Here is an 18,335-nt window from a genome sequence, read left to right as displayed (position 1 = left end):
CTAGTCAGGACTATCGGCCGCTCGGGCCGGATGGTTAGCGCGGGCGCGTGTAGGGAATCAGACCTTCTGTGGCTCCATGGCGGCGTTGATCTTGCGGTCGAGCGCGGCGCTCAGCTTATGGTCCGCTGCGGCCCGCATCTCGGCCCCCCAGCGTTCCGTTGCGGCTTCATCGCTGAAAGTTTTGGACTTGGCTACAGCCTGCAGCCGCAACTCTTCCATAGCTGTTGGTTCCATAGTCCGGAGCCTGACGATGACGTCGGCCATCGCCTGCACGTCGCCTGCCTTCACCAGAAAGCCATTTACACCGTCGTCGATGATGTCGGCCGGGCCGTACGGAACGTCATAGGCGATCGGAATGCAGCCAACGCTCATGGCCTCGATCAGGACCAGCCCCTGCACCGCCAGTTTGCTACTCAACAGCGTGAAGGAAGCACGCTCAAATTCCTGCCGGGCTGACGCGGAGTAACCAGGCAAAGTCACAACCTCCCCGAGATCCTGGTCTGCAATGAGATCACGCAGGGAAGCTTCCTCGGGGCCTTTCCCGTAGATCTTCAGATTGAAGTCCATACCCGATGAGCTTCTGGCCAAACCGAGCGCAGAAACGGCATCCTCAAGGCGCTTGCGTGTTGTCAGGCTCCCAAGAATTACCCCCAGTTCGGGGTCATGTCCGCGCTCCGGACTGGACACTGGAGGCAGGAAGCGGCTGTTCGGGATCACACATGCGTTTCCCGGGCTGTCCAAGAGCAGATCCACGTCTTTTTTCTGGCTTGCCGTCAGGAAAACGATGGAATCGAAGGAACCCAAGCGTTCGAAGACGTACCGTCGGCTGGGACTCAACTCCCCGTAGGGTGGAACGGCACGGCTTGCCAAGTGCGAATTGTGCACCACATGCATGGTGACGACGTTGTCGCGCCGATACCGGGTCATGAAGTTGGCAGCCGACTTACTGTCAACAATCATGAATGACTGGCGCCCCGCGACGACCAGGTCAAGCCAGAAAAGGTAAAGCGCCGAAACTTGGCTCCAGGACGCCACCGGCCGGCCGTCAAGACCGCACAGGGTGACCAGACGGCCCCCCGCGATCCCCTTGGCTTGAACATCTCGCCGGTCGGCGACCAGGAGGGAACCGTCGGGCCGGAAGTAGTCCACCTGCAGTAAGGTCTTTTGGTCACCCGCATAACGGATCCGCCGGCGAAGAAGCCCGCCGCTGACTTCATCCGTAAAGTCCTCTTCCTCGCCGATGGCAGAGAACTCACCTTTTACATTCTTGCCCGGCGTCGCGGTGTTCAACTGGGCTTCAGTGAGTTGGCCCAACTCTTCCCAAAGGTTCCGCAGGGTAAGTCCCGGTACCAACTCGCCGGCGACTTCAAGCTCGCAGCGAATCTCGTCGTAGTCCTCCGACCATTCGAAGGTCAGGATGTCCACTGCTGCGCCCGCTTCTTGCACAAAAGCCCGGGAACGGTGAAGCAGGGAATTGGTCATCCCCCCATACTCCGTTGGTATCCCCCATGTCACGGCGCAGTGATAACCCCTGGGCAGGACCGGCCGGGAGCTTGGGCGGCTTCCCACGGAATCCTCGAAGTCCTCCGGCACGCCGATATTGTTCAGTGTCATTACTTGGGTTCTTCCATTCAAGATCTCGGGGTTGGTCCCCTTCGGGCATCGACAGTTGGCGTCAGCGCCAGAAACCGCGGGTGTCGATGACCCGCTTACCCTCGAGGCTGGCTGGATCAATCTCACGGAATTTGTCGTGGTCGACCAGCAGCACCACTACATCGGCGGCCTCAACCGCTTTGTCCGTCTCGACGTGACGGACGTTCGGAATCCCGGCGAGCACCTTCGGCAGGTGGTCCTTGTGCGGGGCAGCCACAAGGATTTCGGCCTCCGGATGCAGCTCAGCCACGCGTCGGACGATCTCCAGCGCCGGAGACTCCCGGACGTCGTCGATGTTGGCTTTGAACGCGAGGCCCAGGCAGGCGATCACCGGGCGGTCGATGTCGCTGGCGGCCTTCCGGACCTGGTCCACAACGTAACCCGGCTTGCTGTCGTTGACCTCGCGCGCCGTCCGGATCAGGGACGAATTTTCGGGATCGGCGGCAACGATGAACCACGGATCAACGGCGATGCAGTGGCCGCCGACTCCCGGGCCGGGCTGGAGGATGTTCACCCTTGGGTGGTGGTTGGCCAGCCGAATAAGCTCCCACACGTCGATGTCGAGGTTGTCGCTGATGACAGAGAGCTCGTTCGCAAACGCGATGTTGACGTCCCGGTAGGCGTTCTCGACGAGCTTGGACATCTCCGCCGTTGCGGCGTCCGTGAGGTGGATTTCGCCCTGGCAGAACACTCCATACAGCGCAGCGGCGGCCTCCGCGGCCTCTGTTGTGAGACCCCCCACGACCCGGTCATTGGTGACCAGCTCGATCATGATGCGGCCCGGCAGCACCCGTTCCGGGCAGTGTGCCACCAGCAGTACCGGCTTGCCGTCCGCACCGTCAAGGCTGAGGTCCGGGCGAAGCCCAAGGATCAGCTCGGCGAGCCGGCGCGTGCTGCCGGGCGGCGAGGTGGACTCCAGGATCACCAGCTCGCCACCACGCAGCTGGGGCGCAATGGCCCGGGCCGCGGCAGCAATGTAGGACATGTCGGCCGATTTGTCGGCCTGGAACGGCGTCGGCACCGCCACGATGTAGGCCTCCGCGGCGGGCGTTTCGAGCTGAGCCCGGAGTCGGCCCTGGCTGACGGCGCCCGCGACGTGGACGCCCAAGTCGGGTTCGACGAAGGGCACGTCGCCGTTGTTGATGGCGGCCACGGTGCGTGGATTGACGTCGACGCCGATTACGTCGAGCCCGTTCGTGGCCAGGATGGCGGCCGTGGGCAACCCGATATAGCCCAGCCCGACGACGGCGACGGTCGTGATCGGGGGTGCCGTCTCGGCGGTCTTAGATGTCGACATGATCATTCAGCTTTCCGTAGAACTTAAGGTCGCCCGACGCGAGCAGTTCAGCGTCATCAACCTGCCAGGTGTGTCCGTTTCCGGTGCGGACCTGAAAATAGTTGAAGCGGTCCGCCGAGTAGATGGTTTTGCCGGCACCGCGGGCATCACGGAGGAATCCGGTGTCCTCGCCGACGGTAACGTGCTGGAAGGGGTGTTCAGTGAAGACCTCCCGGCGGCCCATAATAGTTGGCCCCATCACGAAGTCGGTAAACCGATGTTCCCGCGCGGCAAATCGAAGAATGGCTGCGTTGGAGGTCTCAAGGTGCATGTAGTGTGCCTGCTTGCCCACGACGTCCGCGCCCGAGTAGGCCAAGGCGTGGAGTTGGTCGCTGAGATAGTGCGGGCCGTAGTGGTCGTCGTCGTCCATCTTGGTGAGGACCTGCCCGCTGGCCGCGGCGACGCACCGGTTCAGGCACTCCCCCAGCGACACCTCCCGCGGTGCCTCCAGGAGCACGACGTTCCTCAGCCCGGACTTTTCGGACAGCTCTGCCAGGCGTTCGGCGGAGAGCTGGAAGCCGTGGGTGAGCAACACCAGTTCCGGCTCCACGCCCCTCTGGCTGGCGAGGGTCCGGAAGACACGCTCCAGATTCTGGGGCCGGATGGTCGGCAACAGAACGGACAGGGACGGTTGTGCCACGCCCCCGGCCATGTCCGGCACGGCGTGCTGCAGCACGGTGGCTGCCCGATGGGAGTATGTGTGGTGCGTCCAGATGGTGCGCTGGGCCAGATGGGCGGTGCGGTCGTTCAGCTCCGGATTCGCAACCAGCGCGCGTGTGAGGTGCTCGGCTTCCTTGCGGGTGGCGGCGACGGGCACGGCCGCGGGCGTGAAGAACTGTCCCATGGCCTCACTGGGCGCGGTGATGACGGGTGTCCCGGACGCGGAGATTTCAAAGATGCGCCGGGCGCACATGCTCGGCGAGTCCACAACGGAATTCACGTTGAGGAAAACCTTGTACGCCTTGTAGGCGGACAGTGTTTGGGCATAGGTCAGCGAACCGACCACGCGCGAGTCCAGCGGTGCGGGGAACTGGTACTCAGCGTTGCCGCCAAGCTGGCGGGAGAATATTTCCAGGCCCGTCCCCATCCGGGTGGACGCGTCGAGGGCACCGCCGAGGAGAAGATCCATCTGGGCACGGCGTTCGGGATATTTGTGGGCAAAGTACATTCCGGCAAAGGCAACGTCCCGCTGGTGCCGGCCGTGTCGGGGCCGCACGGGATTGTGGATCGCTGGCTGGGCCGCGAACGGCAGCACCGCGACGCGGTCATGCCCCAGATCGGCGGTGTACTGCGCAATGCGGCCGGAATCAGACGTGAAGACGTGGTCGAACAGCCGGGCAGCCGGCAGGAAATCCTCGTAGTGCGGAGGGTCTTCCTTGTTCCAGAAAACGGTGGGAATCCCCTGCTCCCGGCACCGTTGGACCAGCTCGCGGAACTCGTCGCTGGGCCCGTTGGGGCCGGTCAGCTTGCCGCGCCACAGTCCGCCGTTTCCGGCCCAGGCAGACTCGACGAACAGGAGGTCAAAGCCACCGGACGCCAGGTCGCTGCGCCAGGTGTGCGGGTGCACGGCGTTGGAGCTCCACTCATAGCCGAAGGCCAGCGCAGAGAAGTCGTCGAGGATCACCGCGGCGCGCACGTCCGGCCGGGCTGGCTGTTGTTGGGGAAGGGTGGCCGGCATCAGCGAAAGCCGTCGTTTGGCCCCGCGTCCCGTCCAGGCAGCCTGCACGCCCTGCACGTTGCGGGGTGCGGCGAAGCCCTGATCAATCCGCTGACGCGCCCGCCACGACCTGTACTGCGCCGGACCACCCCTCCGCAGATGCCACAGACCTGTCCGAATCGTCCCGAGCCCCGCCATCAACCTCGGCTCCGTCGCGAGGACCGGCCACGGACCTCGGTGGCCACCAGGTTCGCTTTTGCGTCCTCGAGTATCTTGGCGGCTGAAATGTTGTTGCCCTTGGACAGGTGGCGGGTGAAGTCCTGGTAGGCCTTGATGGCTGCCCCGGGCTCGCCGTCCATGATGAGGTCACCCTTGTCCAGCCAGACCACTCGCGTGCACATGTCCTTAATGGTGTCTAGGCTGTGGCTGACCACGAACACACAGCCCGCCTGCTCGCGGAGCTCGTCCATCCGCCGCTTGCTGCGGTCTCCAAACTGCGCATCGCCGGTATTGAGCGCCTCATCCACCAGGAGAATCTCCGGATCGACGCTCGCCGCGATCGCAAACCGGAGGCGTGACGCCATGCCTGAAGAGTAGGACTTCATCGGCAAGTGAATGGATTTCTCGAGTCCGGACAGTTCGACAATGCTGTTGAATTTTCGGTCAACCTCGGCCCGGCTCATGCCCATTGCGAGGCACCCCAGCACGACATTCTGGTCCCCGGACAGGTCCTGGACGAGGGCCGCGTTAACGCCGAGCATGATCGGTGTGCTGGAGGCATACACCGCCCCCGATGTCGGTTTGGATTGGCCGCTGATGATCTTCATGAGCGTGCTTTTTCCGGACCCGTTTCTGCCGATGATCCCCACCGACTCACCGCGTTCCACCACCAGGGAGAGCTCGTTCAGGGCGTGCACGGTCACCATGTTGGGCTTGTTGACGGCGCGTCGGAGGAACCGGGGCTTGGGCGTGTCGGCATCCGCGTCGGAAGAGGCCGTCGAGGCAACCCGATAGCGCATCCGCACGCTGTCTACCACGACACAGGGATGTCCCTCGATGAAAATTTCCTTCTCAGCCGCGTCCATAGGATTCTTCCCCCTTCCAGAAGTACACCATTCCCACTGCCAGGACCCCCAAGGCCCAGGCGGCAAGAATGGCCCAGGACTGCCATTGAGGCACCCGGGCGTAGAGAACGCAGTCCCGGACAATATCGATCACGTTGAACAAGGGATTGAGCTTGATCAGTGCCAGCACCTGGGGATGGGTCACGAAGCGGTCGTAAGTGTAGAAGATGGCCGAACCATACATCCAGGCCCGTAGCACGAAGGGAAGCAGGTGGGTGACGTCGTGAACCCGGGAAATAATCCGGGCAAGGATGAGGCCCACGCCGAGGTTAAACAGTGACTGCAGGAGTATGGCCGGTACAACCAGTATCCAGAGCCAGGTGATCTCCTCTGCCGGTGGCAGCACCACCACGATCAGCAGCATGGCCAGGACCAGGGGAACGGCTGACAGCAGTTCCCGGACGTTGGCCCCGATGGGGAGCGCTGCGCGCGGGAAGTTGAACGCCTGCACGATGGATTTGTTGTTGCGGATGGAGCGTGCACCGGAGGTGATGGCCCCGGAGCTGAACTGGAAGATGAAGATTCCCACCACCAGGTATCCCACGAAGTTCTCAATACCCTTGCTGGTCTTCAGCAACAGTCCGAAAATCAGGAAGTAGGTCAGCCCGTTGAAGATCGGGTTCAGCAGCAACCATGCGCTGCCGAGGCGGTCGCGCCGGGTGCCGCTTTGAACGCGGGCGCGGGCATCGTAAAAAATGAACTGCCGGAAGTCCCAGAGCTGAACAAGATAGTCCAGGAAATTAGGCCGCGAACCGACACGGGTCAGCCGCCGCATATCCACGGAGAGTGGCTGTACCGCCACCGGCTCCTCGTCTATTGCACTATCAGCGGACACTACTCGATCTCCTCATGTTCGTGGTGCAGCCCGGCGTAACGTGCGGCCAGTGTCTTGGCGTTGGCAGCCCAGGTCCTCTCGGCCAGGACTGCGGCCCGGCCTGCGAGGCCCATCGATGCCCGTCGGCTCTCATCGAGGAGCAACGCCGAGATCGTGTGTGCAAGCTTCTCAGGTGAGGCGGCAGGAACCAAAAGTCCGTTGCCGCCGTCGTCTATTATCTCCCGAAGCGCGGGCAGGTCGCTTCCCACCACAGGTCGTGAGCTCGCGAGTGCCTCGACCGGCTTCAGCGGAGTCACAGCGCGGGTCACGTCCAGGTCCTTCCGGGGCACCACGAACACGTCCAGTGCCTGGTGATACAGCGGCGCCAGATCCCGCGGTACCCGACCTGTAAATATTGCCCTGTCGGCCAGTCCCAGGCCGCGGACCTGCTCCTGAAGGGCGGGGGCGGACACGCCGTCGCCGACGATCAGCAGCCGCAGCTGGGGAAATTCCGGCGCAAGGTGCGCAAAGGCTTGGACGAGATCATCCAGGCCCTCATACGCGACAATGCTGCTGACCGTACCGATGTAAAGGCCGTCCTCAGGCAGGCCGAGTTCGCGGCGGGCGTCGCCCGTACACCGCGGCTGCTGGAGGAACGCTCCGCCGACGGCGTTGGGCGCAATGATGATTTTCTCGCCGGGGATGCCCGCGGCGACGATGTTTGCCTTCATGGCGTGCCCCAGCGTCACCACCAAATCGGCGTCCCTCATGACCTCGGTCTCCCGGTCCTGAAACAGCCGGTACTTTTCGCTGGCGGTGGCCTGCGGTCCCCGTGTTGCGGCCCAAGTGTCTGCCAACTGGCCGCGGACCTCGTACACCCAGGGAATATCCAGTGCCTCGGCCACAGCCCGGACCACGAGTCCGTTGACGAAATGTGTGGTCGTGTGCAGGACACTGGGCTTGAATTCCAGCGCAACCTTCAGCAGTTCCTCGGCCTGTTGCTGGAGGCGTGCATCCATCGTGGGTGCCAGCAGGGACGGAAGGAGGCGCCGGTATTGGATTCCGTCGACGACGTCGCCTGCCTGCGCCAGCAGCTTCCCCACCTGCACCGGATACGCGAGCCGCGTGACGGCCAGCACGTCCCAGCCCGCTTCCTGTTGGGCCACCATGATGGAGTGTGACCTCTGCGCGTATCCGCTGGCGGTGTGGGGCAGGGAATTCGTCAGCAAATGCAATACCCGCCCAGCAACAGGGCTGAACTCCTGGCGGCTGAGCCGGGGCGCCGCCCCCGTGTAGACGGCCAGCTCGCCGGCCAGCCGTTCCTGCTGGCGACGTCCCACCGGGCCGGAACCTTCCAGGACGGCGACGGCGGAGCTGAAGTTTCCGTCATGCCACAGCCTCCGGGCCTGGGCGGACTTGAGGCCCGTCGCATTCCCTGCTGCCGACAGCAAAACATCCGAAAGTTCGGGCCGGTGAGCGACGAGCGCAATGTCTGCGAGCTTTCGGGCCTTCTCCCCCGCGACATGCCGGTCTGCAGCGAGCCGCAGGCGGCGGCAGACGTCGTCGTCGTCTCCACGCATAAGCGATGCGAGCAAGACGGGAACGGCCACCGAGCCGCTGGGCGCGACGGCGGCGGTCAGGCGGGCCAACGGACGGACCACGGCGGACGGCAGCCGCCGGGACAGCTGGAGGAAGAGCACCATCGGATCGTCCGTGAGGTGTTGTCCCGCTGTCTGTGCAGCGAGCCGCAGATTTCTCAGGGACTGGATCATCGGGTGGCTACGGGAGTCCTGCCCAGAAGCCCGGTGATGAGCTCCATGTAGCGTCCGGCGAGCTGCTCATACTCGGCGTGGGTCTTTACCCACTGCCGGCTGTCGCCGTTGCGGACCAGACGCCCGCGGTCGGCGGCGAGTTCGCGCCACAGTGCTGCAAGGGCCTCCGGATCGCTGGCCACGATGTCCCCGGCTTCGGCGTCAGCAACGATACGCGCCGCCTCGCCCCGCACAACAGCAGTCACGTGGCGACCGACCGCAAGGACCTCGTAAGTTTTGGACGGAACAGTGGTCTCGAAGGACGTCCAGTCATCGCGCAGGGACACCAGGCAGGTGTCAGCCGACGCGTAGCGCTGCAGCATGGCATCCCCGCTCAACGGTGCATGAAAAGTCACCGGAGCGTTCAGTGAACGGGCAAGTTTTTCCAGCATCGGCCGTTGCGTGCCGTGGCCGACCATGTGCAGATGCATTGCGTCCCCCACCAGGGCGCTCGCCCGGATGGCTACGTCCAGCCGCTGGCTCTCCCCATGGTTTCCCAGATACAGAGCTTCGAAGACCGGCCGTTCCGTTGCCGGCGGGTCAAGGACAGGGATTGAGTCCAGGTGCACGCCATTGCTCACAGTAGCGACGTTGCGGACGCCCCGCGCACGGAGGGTTGCGGCAAATCCGTCCGTCACGGTGACCACGAGGTCGGCCCGGTGCTGCACGAAGTCCACCACATGTTCAACGACGCTCTTGACGCTTCCCTCAACAAGCCGGGCGTCGCGGGCAAGGTCCGGCCACGCGTCCCGCATCTCCACGATGAGCGGCGCCCGGCGCACCTTGGCCAAGACATACCCGGAAATCAAGGACGGCAGCCCGGGCGCGGTGACAATCACGACGTCGGGTTTCCGAAGCATGAATCCGGCCGGGATGGACAACGCGGCCGAAAAACACTGGTCTAGGAGCCGCGCAGCCCGGGAGTTGCCGTGGCGAAGGTACGGCACACGCAGAATCTTCTCGGCGAACTGGCCCTTTTGAAGCTGGAATGGCCGCCCGGCCATTCGACGAGGCAGGGCCCGCCGGCCGAAGGGATAGTGCGCCACCGGCGTGACGACGTCGACGTCCCAGCCCGATCTGGAAAACTCCTTGATCATCGCTGTCCAGCGACGCTGCGGCGGGCTCTGCTCAGGCCAGTACGAATGGGTCAAAAGCATGACGCGCAGACCTTCGGTCTCCGCGTGCCGTGATGCGGATTTGGCACCGACTTCACTTTGCATTGCTACGACTTACTTTCCCGCCTTGACGGAAACGCTATGGCTCTTCCCGCCCAGGAAACGGAAGTAAGCAAGGCCAACGCCCAGGAGGCCCAGGACAACCAACAGTTGCACCACCAGCGGACTGCCGGTAGCCACGGCCACCGCAGCCTGAACTTCTGACTTCACCATGACGGGCGGCTCGCTGGGGGTGGCGATCACGGCAGGGGCCGTAGAGATGACTGGCGTCGGGGTGGGTGAAGGGGTGGGCGTCGCCGACGGGGTTTCCTGCGCGGGCTCCGGGACCACAGGTGCCACGGCGGGGGGCGTTTCGATGACGAGCGCGGGCGTCACGACCGGCGGAGCCACCGGCACCACGGGAACGACGGGCGGGACTGCCGGCGCCGGGACGGTTTTAACCGGCGGAGCCGGTTGCTGAACGGGCGGGGGCGTGGTCTGTACCGGCGGCGGCGTGAAAACGGGTTCGTCCGTCGGACCCACCGGCGGCGGGGAAGTCGGCGGCTCCTCGGTGGGAGGCGCCGTCGGGAGCACGACGATTGGAGGGCCGACGGGAGAGGTTTCCTCGGCATTGGCGGCGGTGGCCGGGCCGATGACGGCGGCCGCCAGGAGCAGTGCTCCCAGCCCGGCGCGTGCTGACTTTAGTTTTCGGCTGCACGACGTCATCGACAGTCCCTCCCCCAGGTGCGAGATTAAATCAAGCGTGCTCATTGTAGGCATCACTGACGTCGTTGTCCGCCGAACCAAACAGTTACACGAGTTCCTAGTGTACTCGACGGCGGGTAACGGGTTGTTCATCTAGTGTTCACCGTCACTTGGGCCGCAGCCCCTCGGGGCGCCGGGCCACACAGGCCGGGTTAAGCTGGATGAATGCTCCACTACAGCCGCCTCGTTTCCGCGCGCCTTCCCGTTGTTGTGGCGGCCGTCGCAGCCAGTCTTGCCTTGACGTCCTGTTCGCCGGTGGTTGACGTCACGCCCGCTAAGGATGCCGCCAATGCGGCCTGCGCGCCGATGATGCTGGCCCTTCCGGACGCGATCGGCGACGCCAAGCTGCGGAGGACCAATGCCCAGGCAACGGCGGCCTGGGGCGATCCGTCCCAGGTGATCCTCCGTTGCGGCGTCAACGTTCCAGGTCCCACCACGGACCGTTGCGTGAGCGTCAACGGCGTCGACTGGGTCATCAAGGAAGGCAACCCGGTGTGGACGCTGACTACCTTCGGCCGCGAACCGGCCACCGAGATCCTGATGGATCCGGACAAGATAAGTTCTGCCACCGTGCTGGCTGACCTTTCGCCCGCGGCGCTGAAAATCAAGGCGACGCGGAACTGCGTGGGCCAGGAGGACCTGCAGAACCTGCCGACCAGCAAGTAGGCAGTCCAGGTGGTGGGCCCACGCCGGCAGGGTTCCCTGGCCGAAGCGGAGCGAGGTTAGGGTGCCGGTGGGGACTAGCGCAGGCCCATCTTCCGGTGCAGTGCGAGGTGGATCAGTTCGTCGATCAGCTCCGCATATTCCAGACCTGAGGCCTTCCACATCTGCGGGTACATGCTCTTGGGCGTAAAGCCGGGCATGGTGTTGATCTCGTTGATGATCAGTTCGCCCTCTGGCGTGTAGAAGAAGTCCACCCGGCTCAGTCCCTCCGCGCCGACGGCGTCGAACGCAACGGCGGCCAGTTCCCGGACCCGGGCGATGGCCTCTTCGGGGAGGTCGGCCGGGCAGCTGAGCGCGGCGGCGTCGTCGACGTATTTGGCGTTGAAGTCATAGAATTCGTGGCCGCCGCCGGCGACGGAAATCTCACCCGGCATGGAACTGCGGGGAGCATCGGTCCCACGTCCCTCCAGTACCGCGCACTCGATCTCGCGGCCGGTGATGCCAGCCTCGATGACCAGCTTGGGATCGTGCTCGCGGGCGGCCTCAATCGCCGCGTCCAGGCCCTCAAGGGAATCCACCTTGGAGATGCCCATCGACGAGCCCGCCCGGGCCGGCTTGACGAATACCGGGAAGCCGAGCTGGTCCACGCGTTTGCGCACAGTCTCGGCATCGCCCAGCCACTGCCGGTCGGTCACGGCAATGTAGGGACCCACGTGCAGCCCGGCCGATTCAAAGATCACCTTCATGAAGTGTTTGTCCATGCCCACCGCTGACGCCAGCACGCCGGCACCCACGTAGCGCGTGTCGGAGAGTTCCAGGAGGCCCTGGATGGTCCCGTCCTCACCGAACGGCCCGTGCAGCAGCGGGAAGACCACATCCACGGTGCCAAGCTCCTGCGGGACCTGGTTCGGAGAGGCGACGATCAGTTGGTGCTCGCCGCCGATCTCGGCCAGCGCCACGGTCTGCGTGGAGGGCGCTACTTCCGGCAGCGACGATGCGGAGAGCGACCATTCGTTGGTGTCACCGGAGGCCAGAACCCACTGGCCGGTCTTGGCGATGCCGATGGGGATGACGTCGTACTTGTCCTTGTCGATGGCGCTCAGGACGCCGGCGGCGGTCACGCAGCTGACGGCGTGTTCGCTGGAGCGGCCCCCGAAAAGCACCGCGACGCGGGGTTTGGGCTGGCCTGCGCGGCTTTCTGTGGTCATGTTGTTCGCTGGCACTCTCAGTAGTCGCCTTCGGGTTTCAGGTCCCGGGACAGCAACAGCGGACCCAGTTCGTCTACGGACAATTTTCCGGCCAGCACGGCCACGACGGCTGCCGTGATCGGCATGTCGACGCCGAGCCTTTCGGCGAGCTCGTTCACTGCCTGGCTGGATTTAATGCCTTCAGCCGTTTGTTTCATTTCCGCGGTGACCTCTTCCAAGGTCAGGCCTCTGCCAAGGAGCCGGCCGGCGGTGTGGTTTCGGGACAGCGGCGAGGAGCAGGTGGCCACGAGATCGCCCAGTCCGGCGAGTCCGGCCATCGTTCGGGCTTCCCCGCCCAGGGCGAGCGTCAACCGGGACGTCTCAGCCAGGCCACGGGTCATGACCGAGGCTTTGGTGTTGTCGCCCATCTTCTTGCCTTCGCAGATGCCGACGGCCAGGGCAATGACGTTCTTGACAATGCCGCCAATTTCGACGCCGGTCACATCAGTGGTGGTGTACGGGCGGAAGTAAGGTGCGGTGCAGCTCCGCGCGATCCAGCCTGCCGTGACCGGGTCCGCGCAGGCCACAACGGACGCCGTCGGTTCCTCCCGGGCGATCTCCATGGCCAGATTAGGCCCGGACACAACGGCGACGCGGCTGCCGGGCAGGCCCAGCTCCGCGCAGATGACCTCGCTCATGCGGGCATCAGTGTGCAGTTCCAGGCCCTTCATGAGGGACACGACGACGGCGCCGGGCGCCAGATGTTCCTTCCAGGCCTGCAGTTGCGGCCGCAGGGTCTGCGCCGGCACGGCGAGGATGACCAGTTCGGCGCCGGCCAGGACCTCGGTGACGTCCGTGGAGGCGGTGATGCTGGGCGGCAGCTTCACGCCTTGGAGGTACTGCTCATTGAGGTGGACGGTGTTGATCTGGTCCACGACTTCCGAACGCCGGCCCCAGAGCCGAATGTTCCGTTCTACCCCGGAGGCGGTGGCGGCGTCGGCGACGACCTTGGCGAACGTGGTGCCCCAAGACCCGGCCCCCAGGACGGCGACGGTGGTGGCAGATGATCCTCGTTCAAGTGTGTCGATCATTCGGTGTTGTCCCCAATATTCTCGTTAAGTACGTTGCCGTCTTGAGCGCTCTTGTCCGCAAGCGTGCCGCGGCGCTCGACAATTCGGCCGTGCGTGGACTGGTTGTGCGCCGCCGGATCCCAGCGCTGCGCGGGCGGCTCTTCGCCGCGAAGTCCGGCAAGGAGGCCGGTGATGGCGTCCATGATGACATTGGTGGCTTCGGTCAGCGTCGCCCTATCCAGCGGGCGGCCCTCGAAGGCGCGCAGGTCCACGGGATCGCCGACCACCAGGCGGGAGGTTTTGCGCGGAAAAACGTACATACGCTTGGCGTACCGCGGCAGGACCTCCTGGGCACCCCAGTGGGCCATGGGCACCACGGGGATGCCGCTCTCCAGCGCCATCCGCGCGGCGCCGGTGTGCCCCTTCATCGGCCACAGGTCCGGATCCCGGGTCAGGGTCCCCTCGGGATAGATGATGATCGCACCGCCCTCACTCACGACTTCTTTGGCGAGCTGCAGCGAGCGATTCGCCCCCGTCGTCGAGCGTTCCACGGGGATCTGCTTGGTGGACCTCAGAACCGCGCCCAGTACCGGCACCTTAAAGAGGCCAGCCTTGGCCAGGAAGTGCGGCATACGCTTCTGGTTGTAAAGCATGTGCCCAACCACTAGCGGGTCGATCTCCGTGCAGTGGTTGGGCACGGCGATGAAGCCCCCGGCGGGCAGCTTTTCCAGGCCTTCCCACTTTTTGTTCATCAGCAGATTCATCAGGGGCCGGACGATTCCGGCGACCGCCACAAACGTGGCGTGGCTCTTGGCCGATTCCTTCACCAGGGCCCCGCTACTTGGCCGACGTGATGTCGAAATCGGCACCGAGTCCTGCGAGCTTCTCAGTGAAGCGCTCGTAACCGCGGTTGATGATGTCAATGCCTGTGACGTGGGAGGTGCCGGTGGCGGCCAGTGCGGCGATGAGGTGGCTGAACCCGCCGCGCAGGTCCGGTACGTCGATGTCGGTGCCCTTGAGCTGTGTCGGTCCGGAGATCACAGCGGAGTGCAGGAAGTTGCGCTGGCCGAAGCGGCACGGGACACTGCCGAGGCACTCCCGGTGGACCTGGATATTTGCACCCATGCGGATCAGCGCATCAGTAAAGCCGAAGCGGTTCTCATACACGGTCTCATGGACGATCGAGACGCCCTCAGCCTGGGTCAGGGCGACGATGAGGGGCTGCTGCCAGTCCGTCATGAAGCCGGGGTGGACGTCAGTTTCGAGGACCAGCGGATTGAGCTTGCCGCCGCGGTGGTAGAAGCGGATGCCGTCGTCGCCGATGTCCATCCCGCCGCCAACCTTGCGGTAGGTGTTCAGGAACGTCATCATGTCCCGCTGCGTGGCGCCTTCAACGAAAATATCGCCGCGGGTGACCAGAGCCGCGGAAGCCCAGGAGGCCGATTCATTGCGGTCAGACAGGGCACGGTGGTTGTACCCGCCGAGGTGCCGAACGCCTTCGATCCGGATGGTGCGGTCCGTCTGGACGCTGATGATCGCACCCATCTTCTGCAGCACCGCGATGAGGTCCACGATTTCCGGCTCAGTTGCGGCCCCGGTGAGTTCGGTGATGCCTTCCGCGCGCGTGGCGCTGAGCAGGACCTGCTCGGTGGCGCCGACGGACGGGTAGGGCAGGGCGATCTTGGCGCCCTTGAGCCCGTTGGGTGCGGAGATGTGGATGCCGCCGGGGCGCTTTTCCACTACGGCACCGAACTGGCGCAGGACATTCAGGTGGTAGTCGATCGGCCGGTCGCCGATCTTGCAGCCGCCCAGGTCCGGGATGAAGGCCTCGCCGATCGCGTGGATCAGCGGACCGCACAGCAGGATCGGGATACGCGAATCACCGGCGTGGGCATCGATGGCGGTGCTGGACGCGGTCTTGGCATTCTTCGGGTCAAGTGTCAGATCGCCGGATACGGGGTCTTTGTCAACCCGGACGCCGTGGAGCTGGAGCAGGCTGGTGACAACCTCGACGTCCTTGATCTCAGGGACGTTGCGCAGCACGGACGGCTCGTTGCCCAGAAGGGCAGCAACCATGGCTTTGGGGACAAGATTTTTGGCCCCGCGAACGGTGACGCGGCCAGTTAGCGGGACGCCTCCGCGGATTGTCAGAACACTACTCATTTACCGGTTTCCTCACGACTACTCGCCCCCAAATCCTTACAAAGGCTCCCGCTAAGCATAGGAGCATCCGTTACCGATCCGAAATACGGAACGGTTCGGTTGGCGTTGTTGCGGGCCTTTGCGGCGCTCTGGGCGGGCGCTCCGGCCGGACATCTTAAGTGTCCACCGCCTGGTGGAAAACCGGTGGAGGCGGCCCGGAGTTTCGCGCCAGAGGCGAGCCGGAAATGCGGCGGACGCGGGGCGGAGTTTCGCTCCGCAGGCCGGTCGCCAGCACACTTTCTTGGTCACTGCTACCGGCCAGCACTGGCACCGCCGCCGGGCCTACGGCACCGAGGTCTACCGCCTTCAAAAATGAGCGGGGGTCGGGGCGCGGAGCTGCGCCACAGCACGAATGAATCCCTATGATTCATGGACAACACCCGCCCGATACCGCCTGGGACGCCGAGCTGACGTCTTCTTCTCATGATGGACCAGCGGGTGTTTGAGACAAGGGTGCACTTGATAACGTCTTGGCGGCATTATCTGCGAGCAGTCGTTGCCCCTACTCCTCGCCGGCCGGCCCGGCCAGTGTGCCTACGTCGCTGTGCCTACGTCGCTGTGCCTACGTCGCTGTACCTAAATTGTCGTAGGTCGCATCGAGACTTGATTCATGGACGGCAAGCAGGGGCCCGAAGTGGTTCCGACGGGAAACAGCGGCACGGACGTCGCTGCGGGCCGGCTCCGCGGCGGGTCTTTCGGGGCCGTCACCGCACTGCTGGCCGCCGTTCCGCTGGCCACCGGCTGCGCCGGGATGATTGATGAGCTCCGGGAGCTGGAAGACCTGAAATCCGCCGCCGCGGCCCGCCAGGCCCGGATCGCGGTGGCCTTCGACCTCTCCCAGCGCCGGGCCCAGGCCAACGCCGGGGTACCGCCGGAACGGCTCGGCACCGGCACCGGCGCGCAGATCGCCCTGGCCCGGCGCGAATCCCCCGCCAAAGGCGGCCGCCTCCTCGGACTGGCCAAGGCCCTGGTCACCGAAATGCCGCACACCCTCGCCGCCCTGGAAACCGGACAGCTCAACGAATGGCGCGCCACCCTCCTGGCCCGCGAAACCGCCTGCCTCACCCCCGCCGACCGGGCCGCCGTCGACGACGAACTCGCCCCCGACACCGGAACCCTCAACGGCGCCGGGGACCGGGCCCTGATCGCGGCCGCCCGCGCCGCCGCCTACCGCCGCGACCCCCGCTCCCTCAGCCGGCGCGCCGCGCACGCCGCCACCGACCGGCACGTCAGCTTCCGCCCCGCCCCCGACACCATGTGCACCCTCACCGCCCTGCTCCCGGTCAGCGCCGGCGTCGCCGTCCAGGCCGCCCTGACCCGCGCCGCCGACACCCTCCGCACCGCCGGGGACCCCCGCAGCCGCGGCCAGGCCATGGCCGACACCCTCATCGAACGCACCACCGGCACCCCCGGCGGAATCAGCGGCATCGAACTCCAGCTCATCATCACCGACCGCACCCTGCTCCAGGCCGACGCCGAACCGGCCCGGCTCCCCGGCTACGGCACCGTCCCCGCCGCCTGGGCAAGAACCCTCCTGACCACCCGCACCGCCCCCGGAACCACCAACACCACCGGCACCGGCACAGACCCCGGCCGGGCCGCCTTCAGCCTCCGGATCCGCCGGCTCTACACCCACCCGCGCAGCGGCGAACTCATCGGCATGGACTCCCGCGCCCGGACCTTCCCCGGCGGGCTGCGCCGCTTCATCCAGACCCGCGACGACACCTGCCGCACCCCCTACTGCGACGCCCCCATCCGCCACCTGGACCACATCATCGCCTGGCACACCGGCGGGCCGACGACTGCAGCCAACGGCGCCGGACTCTGCGAAGCCTGCAACCACACCAAAGAAACCCCCGGCTGGACAGCACGCACACTACCCGGGCCGCCTCCCGGACAGACCCCGGCGGGCAGCGGCAGGCACACCATCGAACTCAGCACCCCCACCGGCCACACCTACCACTCCACCGCACCACCCCTCCCGGGGACACCGCTACGCGCAACAGTGGAGGAACAACGAGACCAGCGACGACGGCTCCGGCACCTAGCAAAGACCCACAAGATTGCAACGACCTTGAAGCGCGGCAAGCGCATTGCCGTTGCCGTATCTCCTGACCCTGGTAACCCCGCTTACCGCCCTGGCTTAGCTGATGCGATGGCCTGTCTGGGGTTGCACTGGATGCACGCACAAAAGGGAGTGCCGCCGTCGAGTTCGGTAACTCGACGGCGGCACTCCCCAATCAAGGCGGAGCCCGGGCTTCTCCGGATCTCGGGACCCGATGACTGCCAGAACCCTAGGACAGCCGCGCCGGCAGCGTTTTGGGCTTGAAGGAGGGCCGGGTGGCCTCGTATGCCGTGATGTCCTCTTCGTGCTGAAGCGTCAGCCCGATGTCGTCCAGGCCCTCCAAGAGGCGCCAGCGCGTGTAATCGTCAATCTCGAACGGCGCCACAATGTTGCCGCACTGCACGGTCTTGGAGACGAGATCCACCGTGACCTCGGTGCCCGGTGCGTTCTCAAGCTCTTTCCAGATGAGCTCAATGTCGTCCTGGGCCACCTCGGCCGCCAGCAGGCCCTGCTTGCCGGAGTTGCCGCGGAAGATGTCCGCGAAACGGGAGGACAGCACAGTCTTGAAGCCGTAGTCCTTCAGCGCCCAGACGGCATGTTCGCGGGACGAACCCGTGCCGAAGTCGGGCCCAGCCACCAGGACGGAGCCGGCGTTGAACGGTGCCTGGTTCAGAATGAACGACGGGTCCTTGCGCCAGGCGGCGAAGAGCGCGTCCTCGAAACCGGTACGGGTGATGCGCTTGAGGTACACCGCGGGGATGATCTGGTCCGTGTCGACGTTGCTCTGGCGCAGCGGGACACCGATTCCGGTGTGGGTGGTGAACTTTTCCATGG

General features: G+C 65.1%; 15 protein-coding genes. 2 read left to right on the top strand and 13 right to left on the bottom strand.

Annotation, left to right across the window (positions count from 1 at the left end; translation table 11 throughout):
* Positions 1-57 precede the first annotated feature (57 nt).
* The 8 genes from BM372_RS05740 to BM372_RS05705 all read right to left on the bottom strand — a co-directional run bounded on the left by BM372_RS05740 (position 58) and on the right by BM372_RS05705 (position 10,320).
* Positions 58-1,614 carry a glycosyltransferase gene (locus BM372_RS05740; protein WP_090953108.1) on the bottom strand — a complete coding sequence of 519 codons (1,557 nt, stop codon included), beginning with the start codon at positions 1,612-1,614 and terminating at the stop codon, positions 58-60.
* Between the two features lie 61 nt (positions 1,615-1,675).
* A complete protein-coding gene (gene wecC / locus BM372_RS05735; RefSeq protein WP_090953728.1) occupies positions 1,676-2,950 on the bottom strand; it encodes a UDP-N-acetyl-D-mannosamine dehydrogenase in 1,275 nt (424 codons plus the stop codon).
* Entirely contained in the window at positions 2,937-4,715 is a 1,779-nt protein-coding gene (locus BM372_RS05730; protein WP_371261704.1) for a glycosyltransferase family protein, read from the bottom strand. The genes wecC and BM372_RS05730 overlap by 14 nt, the downstream gene beginning before the upstream one ends.
* 128 nt (positions 4,716-4,843) lie before the next feature.
* On the bottom strand, positions 4,844-5,731 hold the full coding sequence (locus BM372_RS05725) for an ABC transporter ATP-binding protein (RefSeq protein WP_090953104.1): 888 nt from the start codon (positions 5,729-5,731) through the stop codon (positions 4,844-4,846).
* Entirely contained in the window at positions 5,718-6,605 is an 888-nt protein-coding gene (locus BM372_RS05720; RefSeq protein ID WP_256214070.1) for an ABC transporter permease, read from the bottom strand. The genes BM372_RS05725 and BM372_RS05720 overlap by 14 nt, the downstream gene beginning before the upstream one ends.
* Positions 6,605-8,287, bottom strand: a complete 1,683-nt coding sequence (locus tag BM372_RS05715; protein ID WP_256214069.1) for a glycosyltransferase family 4 protein — start codon at positions 8,285-8,287, stop codon at positions 6,605-6,607. The genes BM372_RS05720 and BM372_RS05715 overlap by 1 nt, the downstream gene beginning before the upstream one ends.
* 65 nt (positions 8,288-8,352) lie before the next feature.
* Complete coding sequence (locus BM372_RS05710; RefSeq protein WP_256214068.1) at positions 8,353-9,552, bottom strand: glycosyltransferase family 4 protein; 1,200 nt, start codon at positions 9,550-9,552, stop codon at positions 8,353-8,355.
* A gap of 72 nt (positions 9,553-9,624) precedes the next feature.
* A complete protein-coding gene (locus tag BM372_RS05705; RefSeq protein WP_143111434.1) occupies positions 9,625-10,320 on the bottom strand; it encodes a hypothetical protein in 696 nt (231 codons plus the stop codon).
* A 159-nt stretch (positions 10,321-10,479) separates the two neighbouring features.
* Between BM372_RS05705 and BM372_RS05700 the strand changes: the two genes are divergently transcribed.
* Positions 10,480-10,980 carry a DUF3515 family protein gene (locus BM372_RS05700; protein WP_090953094.1) on the top strand — a complete coding sequence of 167 codons (501 nt, stop codon included), beginning with the start codon at positions 10,480-10,482 and terminating at the stop codon, positions 10,978-10,980.
* Positions 10,981-11,054: 74 nt separating this feature from the next.
* Here the strand turns inward: BM372_RS05700 and BM372_RS05695 are convergent, their stop codons facing one another.
* The 4 genes from BM372_RS05695 to murA are packed head-to-tail and all read right to left on the bottom strand — an operon-like array spanning position 11,055 to position 15,397.
* Positions 11,055-12,185 carry a D-alanine--D-alanine ligase family protein gene (locus tag BM372_RS05695; protein WP_090953726.1) on the bottom strand — a complete coding sequence of 377 codons (1,131 nt, stop codon included), beginning with the start codon at positions 12,183-12,185 and terminating at the stop codon, positions 11,055-11,057.
* Positions 12,186-12,202: 17 nt separating this feature from the next.
* Positions 12,203-13,255 (bottom strand): NAD(P)H-dependent glycerol-3-phosphate dehydrogenase, encoded by a 1,053-nt coding sequence (locus tag BM372_RS05690; RefSeq protein ID WP_090953092.1) that lies wholly within the window; start codon positions 13,253-13,255, stop codon positions 12,203-12,205.
* The gene (locus tag BM372_RS05685; RefSeq protein ID WP_256214067.1) at positions 13,252-14,061 is read right to left on the bottom strand and encodes a lysophospholipid acyltransferase family protein; all 810 of its coding nucleotides are present in this window, start codon (positions 14,059-14,061) and stop codon (positions 13,252-13,254) included. The genes BM372_RS05690 and BM372_RS05685 overlap by 4 nt, the downstream gene beginning before the upstream one ends.
* Positions 14,062-14,071: 10 nt before the next feature.
* Positions 14,072-15,397 (bottom strand): UDP-N-acetylglucosamine 1-carboxyvinyltransferase, encoded by a 1,326-nt coding sequence (gene murA / locus BM372_RS05680; protein WP_090953090.1) that lies wholly within the window; start codon positions 15,395-15,397, stop codon positions 14,072-14,074.
* A gap of 649 nt (positions 15,398-16,046) precedes the next feature.
* Here murA and BM372_RS05675 point away from each other — a divergent pair.
* Positions 16,047-17,765 (top strand): HNH endonuclease, encoded by a 1,719-nt coding sequence (locus tag BM372_RS05675; RefSeq protein ID WP_256214066.1) that lies wholly within the window; start codon positions 16,047-16,049, stop codon positions 17,763-17,765.
* Here BM372_RS05675 and leuD read toward each other — a convergent pair.
* Positions 17,731-18,333 (bottom strand): 3-isopropylmalate dehydratase small subunit, encoded by a 603-nt coding sequence (gene leuD / locus BM372_RS05670; RefSeq protein WP_090953088.1) that lies wholly within the window; start codon positions 18,331-18,333, stop codon positions 17,731-17,733. The genes BM372_RS05675 and leuD overlap by 35 nt on opposite strands.
* Positions 18,334-18,335: the final 2 nt, after the last annotated feature.

The sequence above is a fragment of the Arthrobacter sp. ov118 genome, from assembly GCF_900116495.1.
Taxonomy (GTDB): Bacteria; Actinomycetota; Actinomycetes; order Actinomycetales; family Micrococcaceae; genus Arthrobacter.
This window is presented reverse-complemented; position numbering and strand designations above follow the sequence as displayed.

What these genes read in the sequence shown, in the direction of transcription:
- BM372_RS05740 (WP_090953108.1), bottom strand. Translation starts at nt 1,614, where the DNA reads ATGACACTGAACAATATCGGCGTGCCGGAGGACTTCGAGGATTCCGTG.
- wecC (WP_090953728.1), bottom strand. Translation starts at nt 2,950, where the DNA reads ATGTCGACATCTAAGACCGCCGAGACGGCACCCCCGATCACGACCGTC.
- BM372_RS05725 (WP_090953104.1), bottom strand. Translation starts at nt 5,731, where the DNA reads ATGGACGCGGCTGAGAAGGAAATTTTCATCGAGGGACATCCCTGTGTC.
- BM372_RS05715 (WP_256214069.1), bottom strand. Translation starts at nt 8,287, where the DNA reads ATGGTGCTCTTCCTCCAGCTGTCCCGGCGGCTGCCGTCCGCCGTGGTC.
- BM372_RS05710 (WP_256214068.1), bottom strand. Translation starts at nt 9,552, where the DNA reads ATGCTTTTGACCCATTCGTACTGGCCTGAGCAGAGCCCGCCGCAGCGT.
- BM372_RS05705 (WP_143111434.1), bottom strand. Translation starts at nt 10,320, where the DNA reads ATGAGCACGCTTGATTTAATCTCGCACCTGGGGGAGGGACTGTCGATG.
- BM372_RS05700 (WP_090953094.1), top strand. Translation starts at nt 10,480, where the DNA reads ATGCTCCACTACAGCCGCCTCGTTTCCGCGCGCCTTCCCGTTGTTGTG.
- BM372_RS05695 (WP_090953726.1), bottom strand. Translation starts at nt 12,185, where the DNA reads ATGACCACAGAAAGCCGCGCAGGCCAGCCCAAACCCCGCGTCGCGGTG.
- BM372_RS05690 (WP_090953092.1), bottom strand. Translation starts at nt 13,255, where the DNA reads ATGATCGACACACTTGAACGAGGATCATCTGCCACCACCGTCGCCGTC.
- murA (WP_090953090.1), bottom strand. Translation starts at nt 15,397, where the DNA reads ATGAGTAGTGTTCTGACAATCCGCGGAGGCGTCCCGCTAACTGGCCGC.
- BM372_RS05675 (WP_256214066.1), top strand. Translation starts at nt 16,047, where the DNA reads ATGGACGGCAAGCAGGGGCCCGAAGTGGTTCCGACGGGAAACAGCGGC.
- leuD (WP_090953088.1), bottom strand. Translation starts at nt 18,333, where the DNA reads ATGGAAAAGTTCACCACCCACACCGGAATCGGTGTCCCGCTGCGCCAG.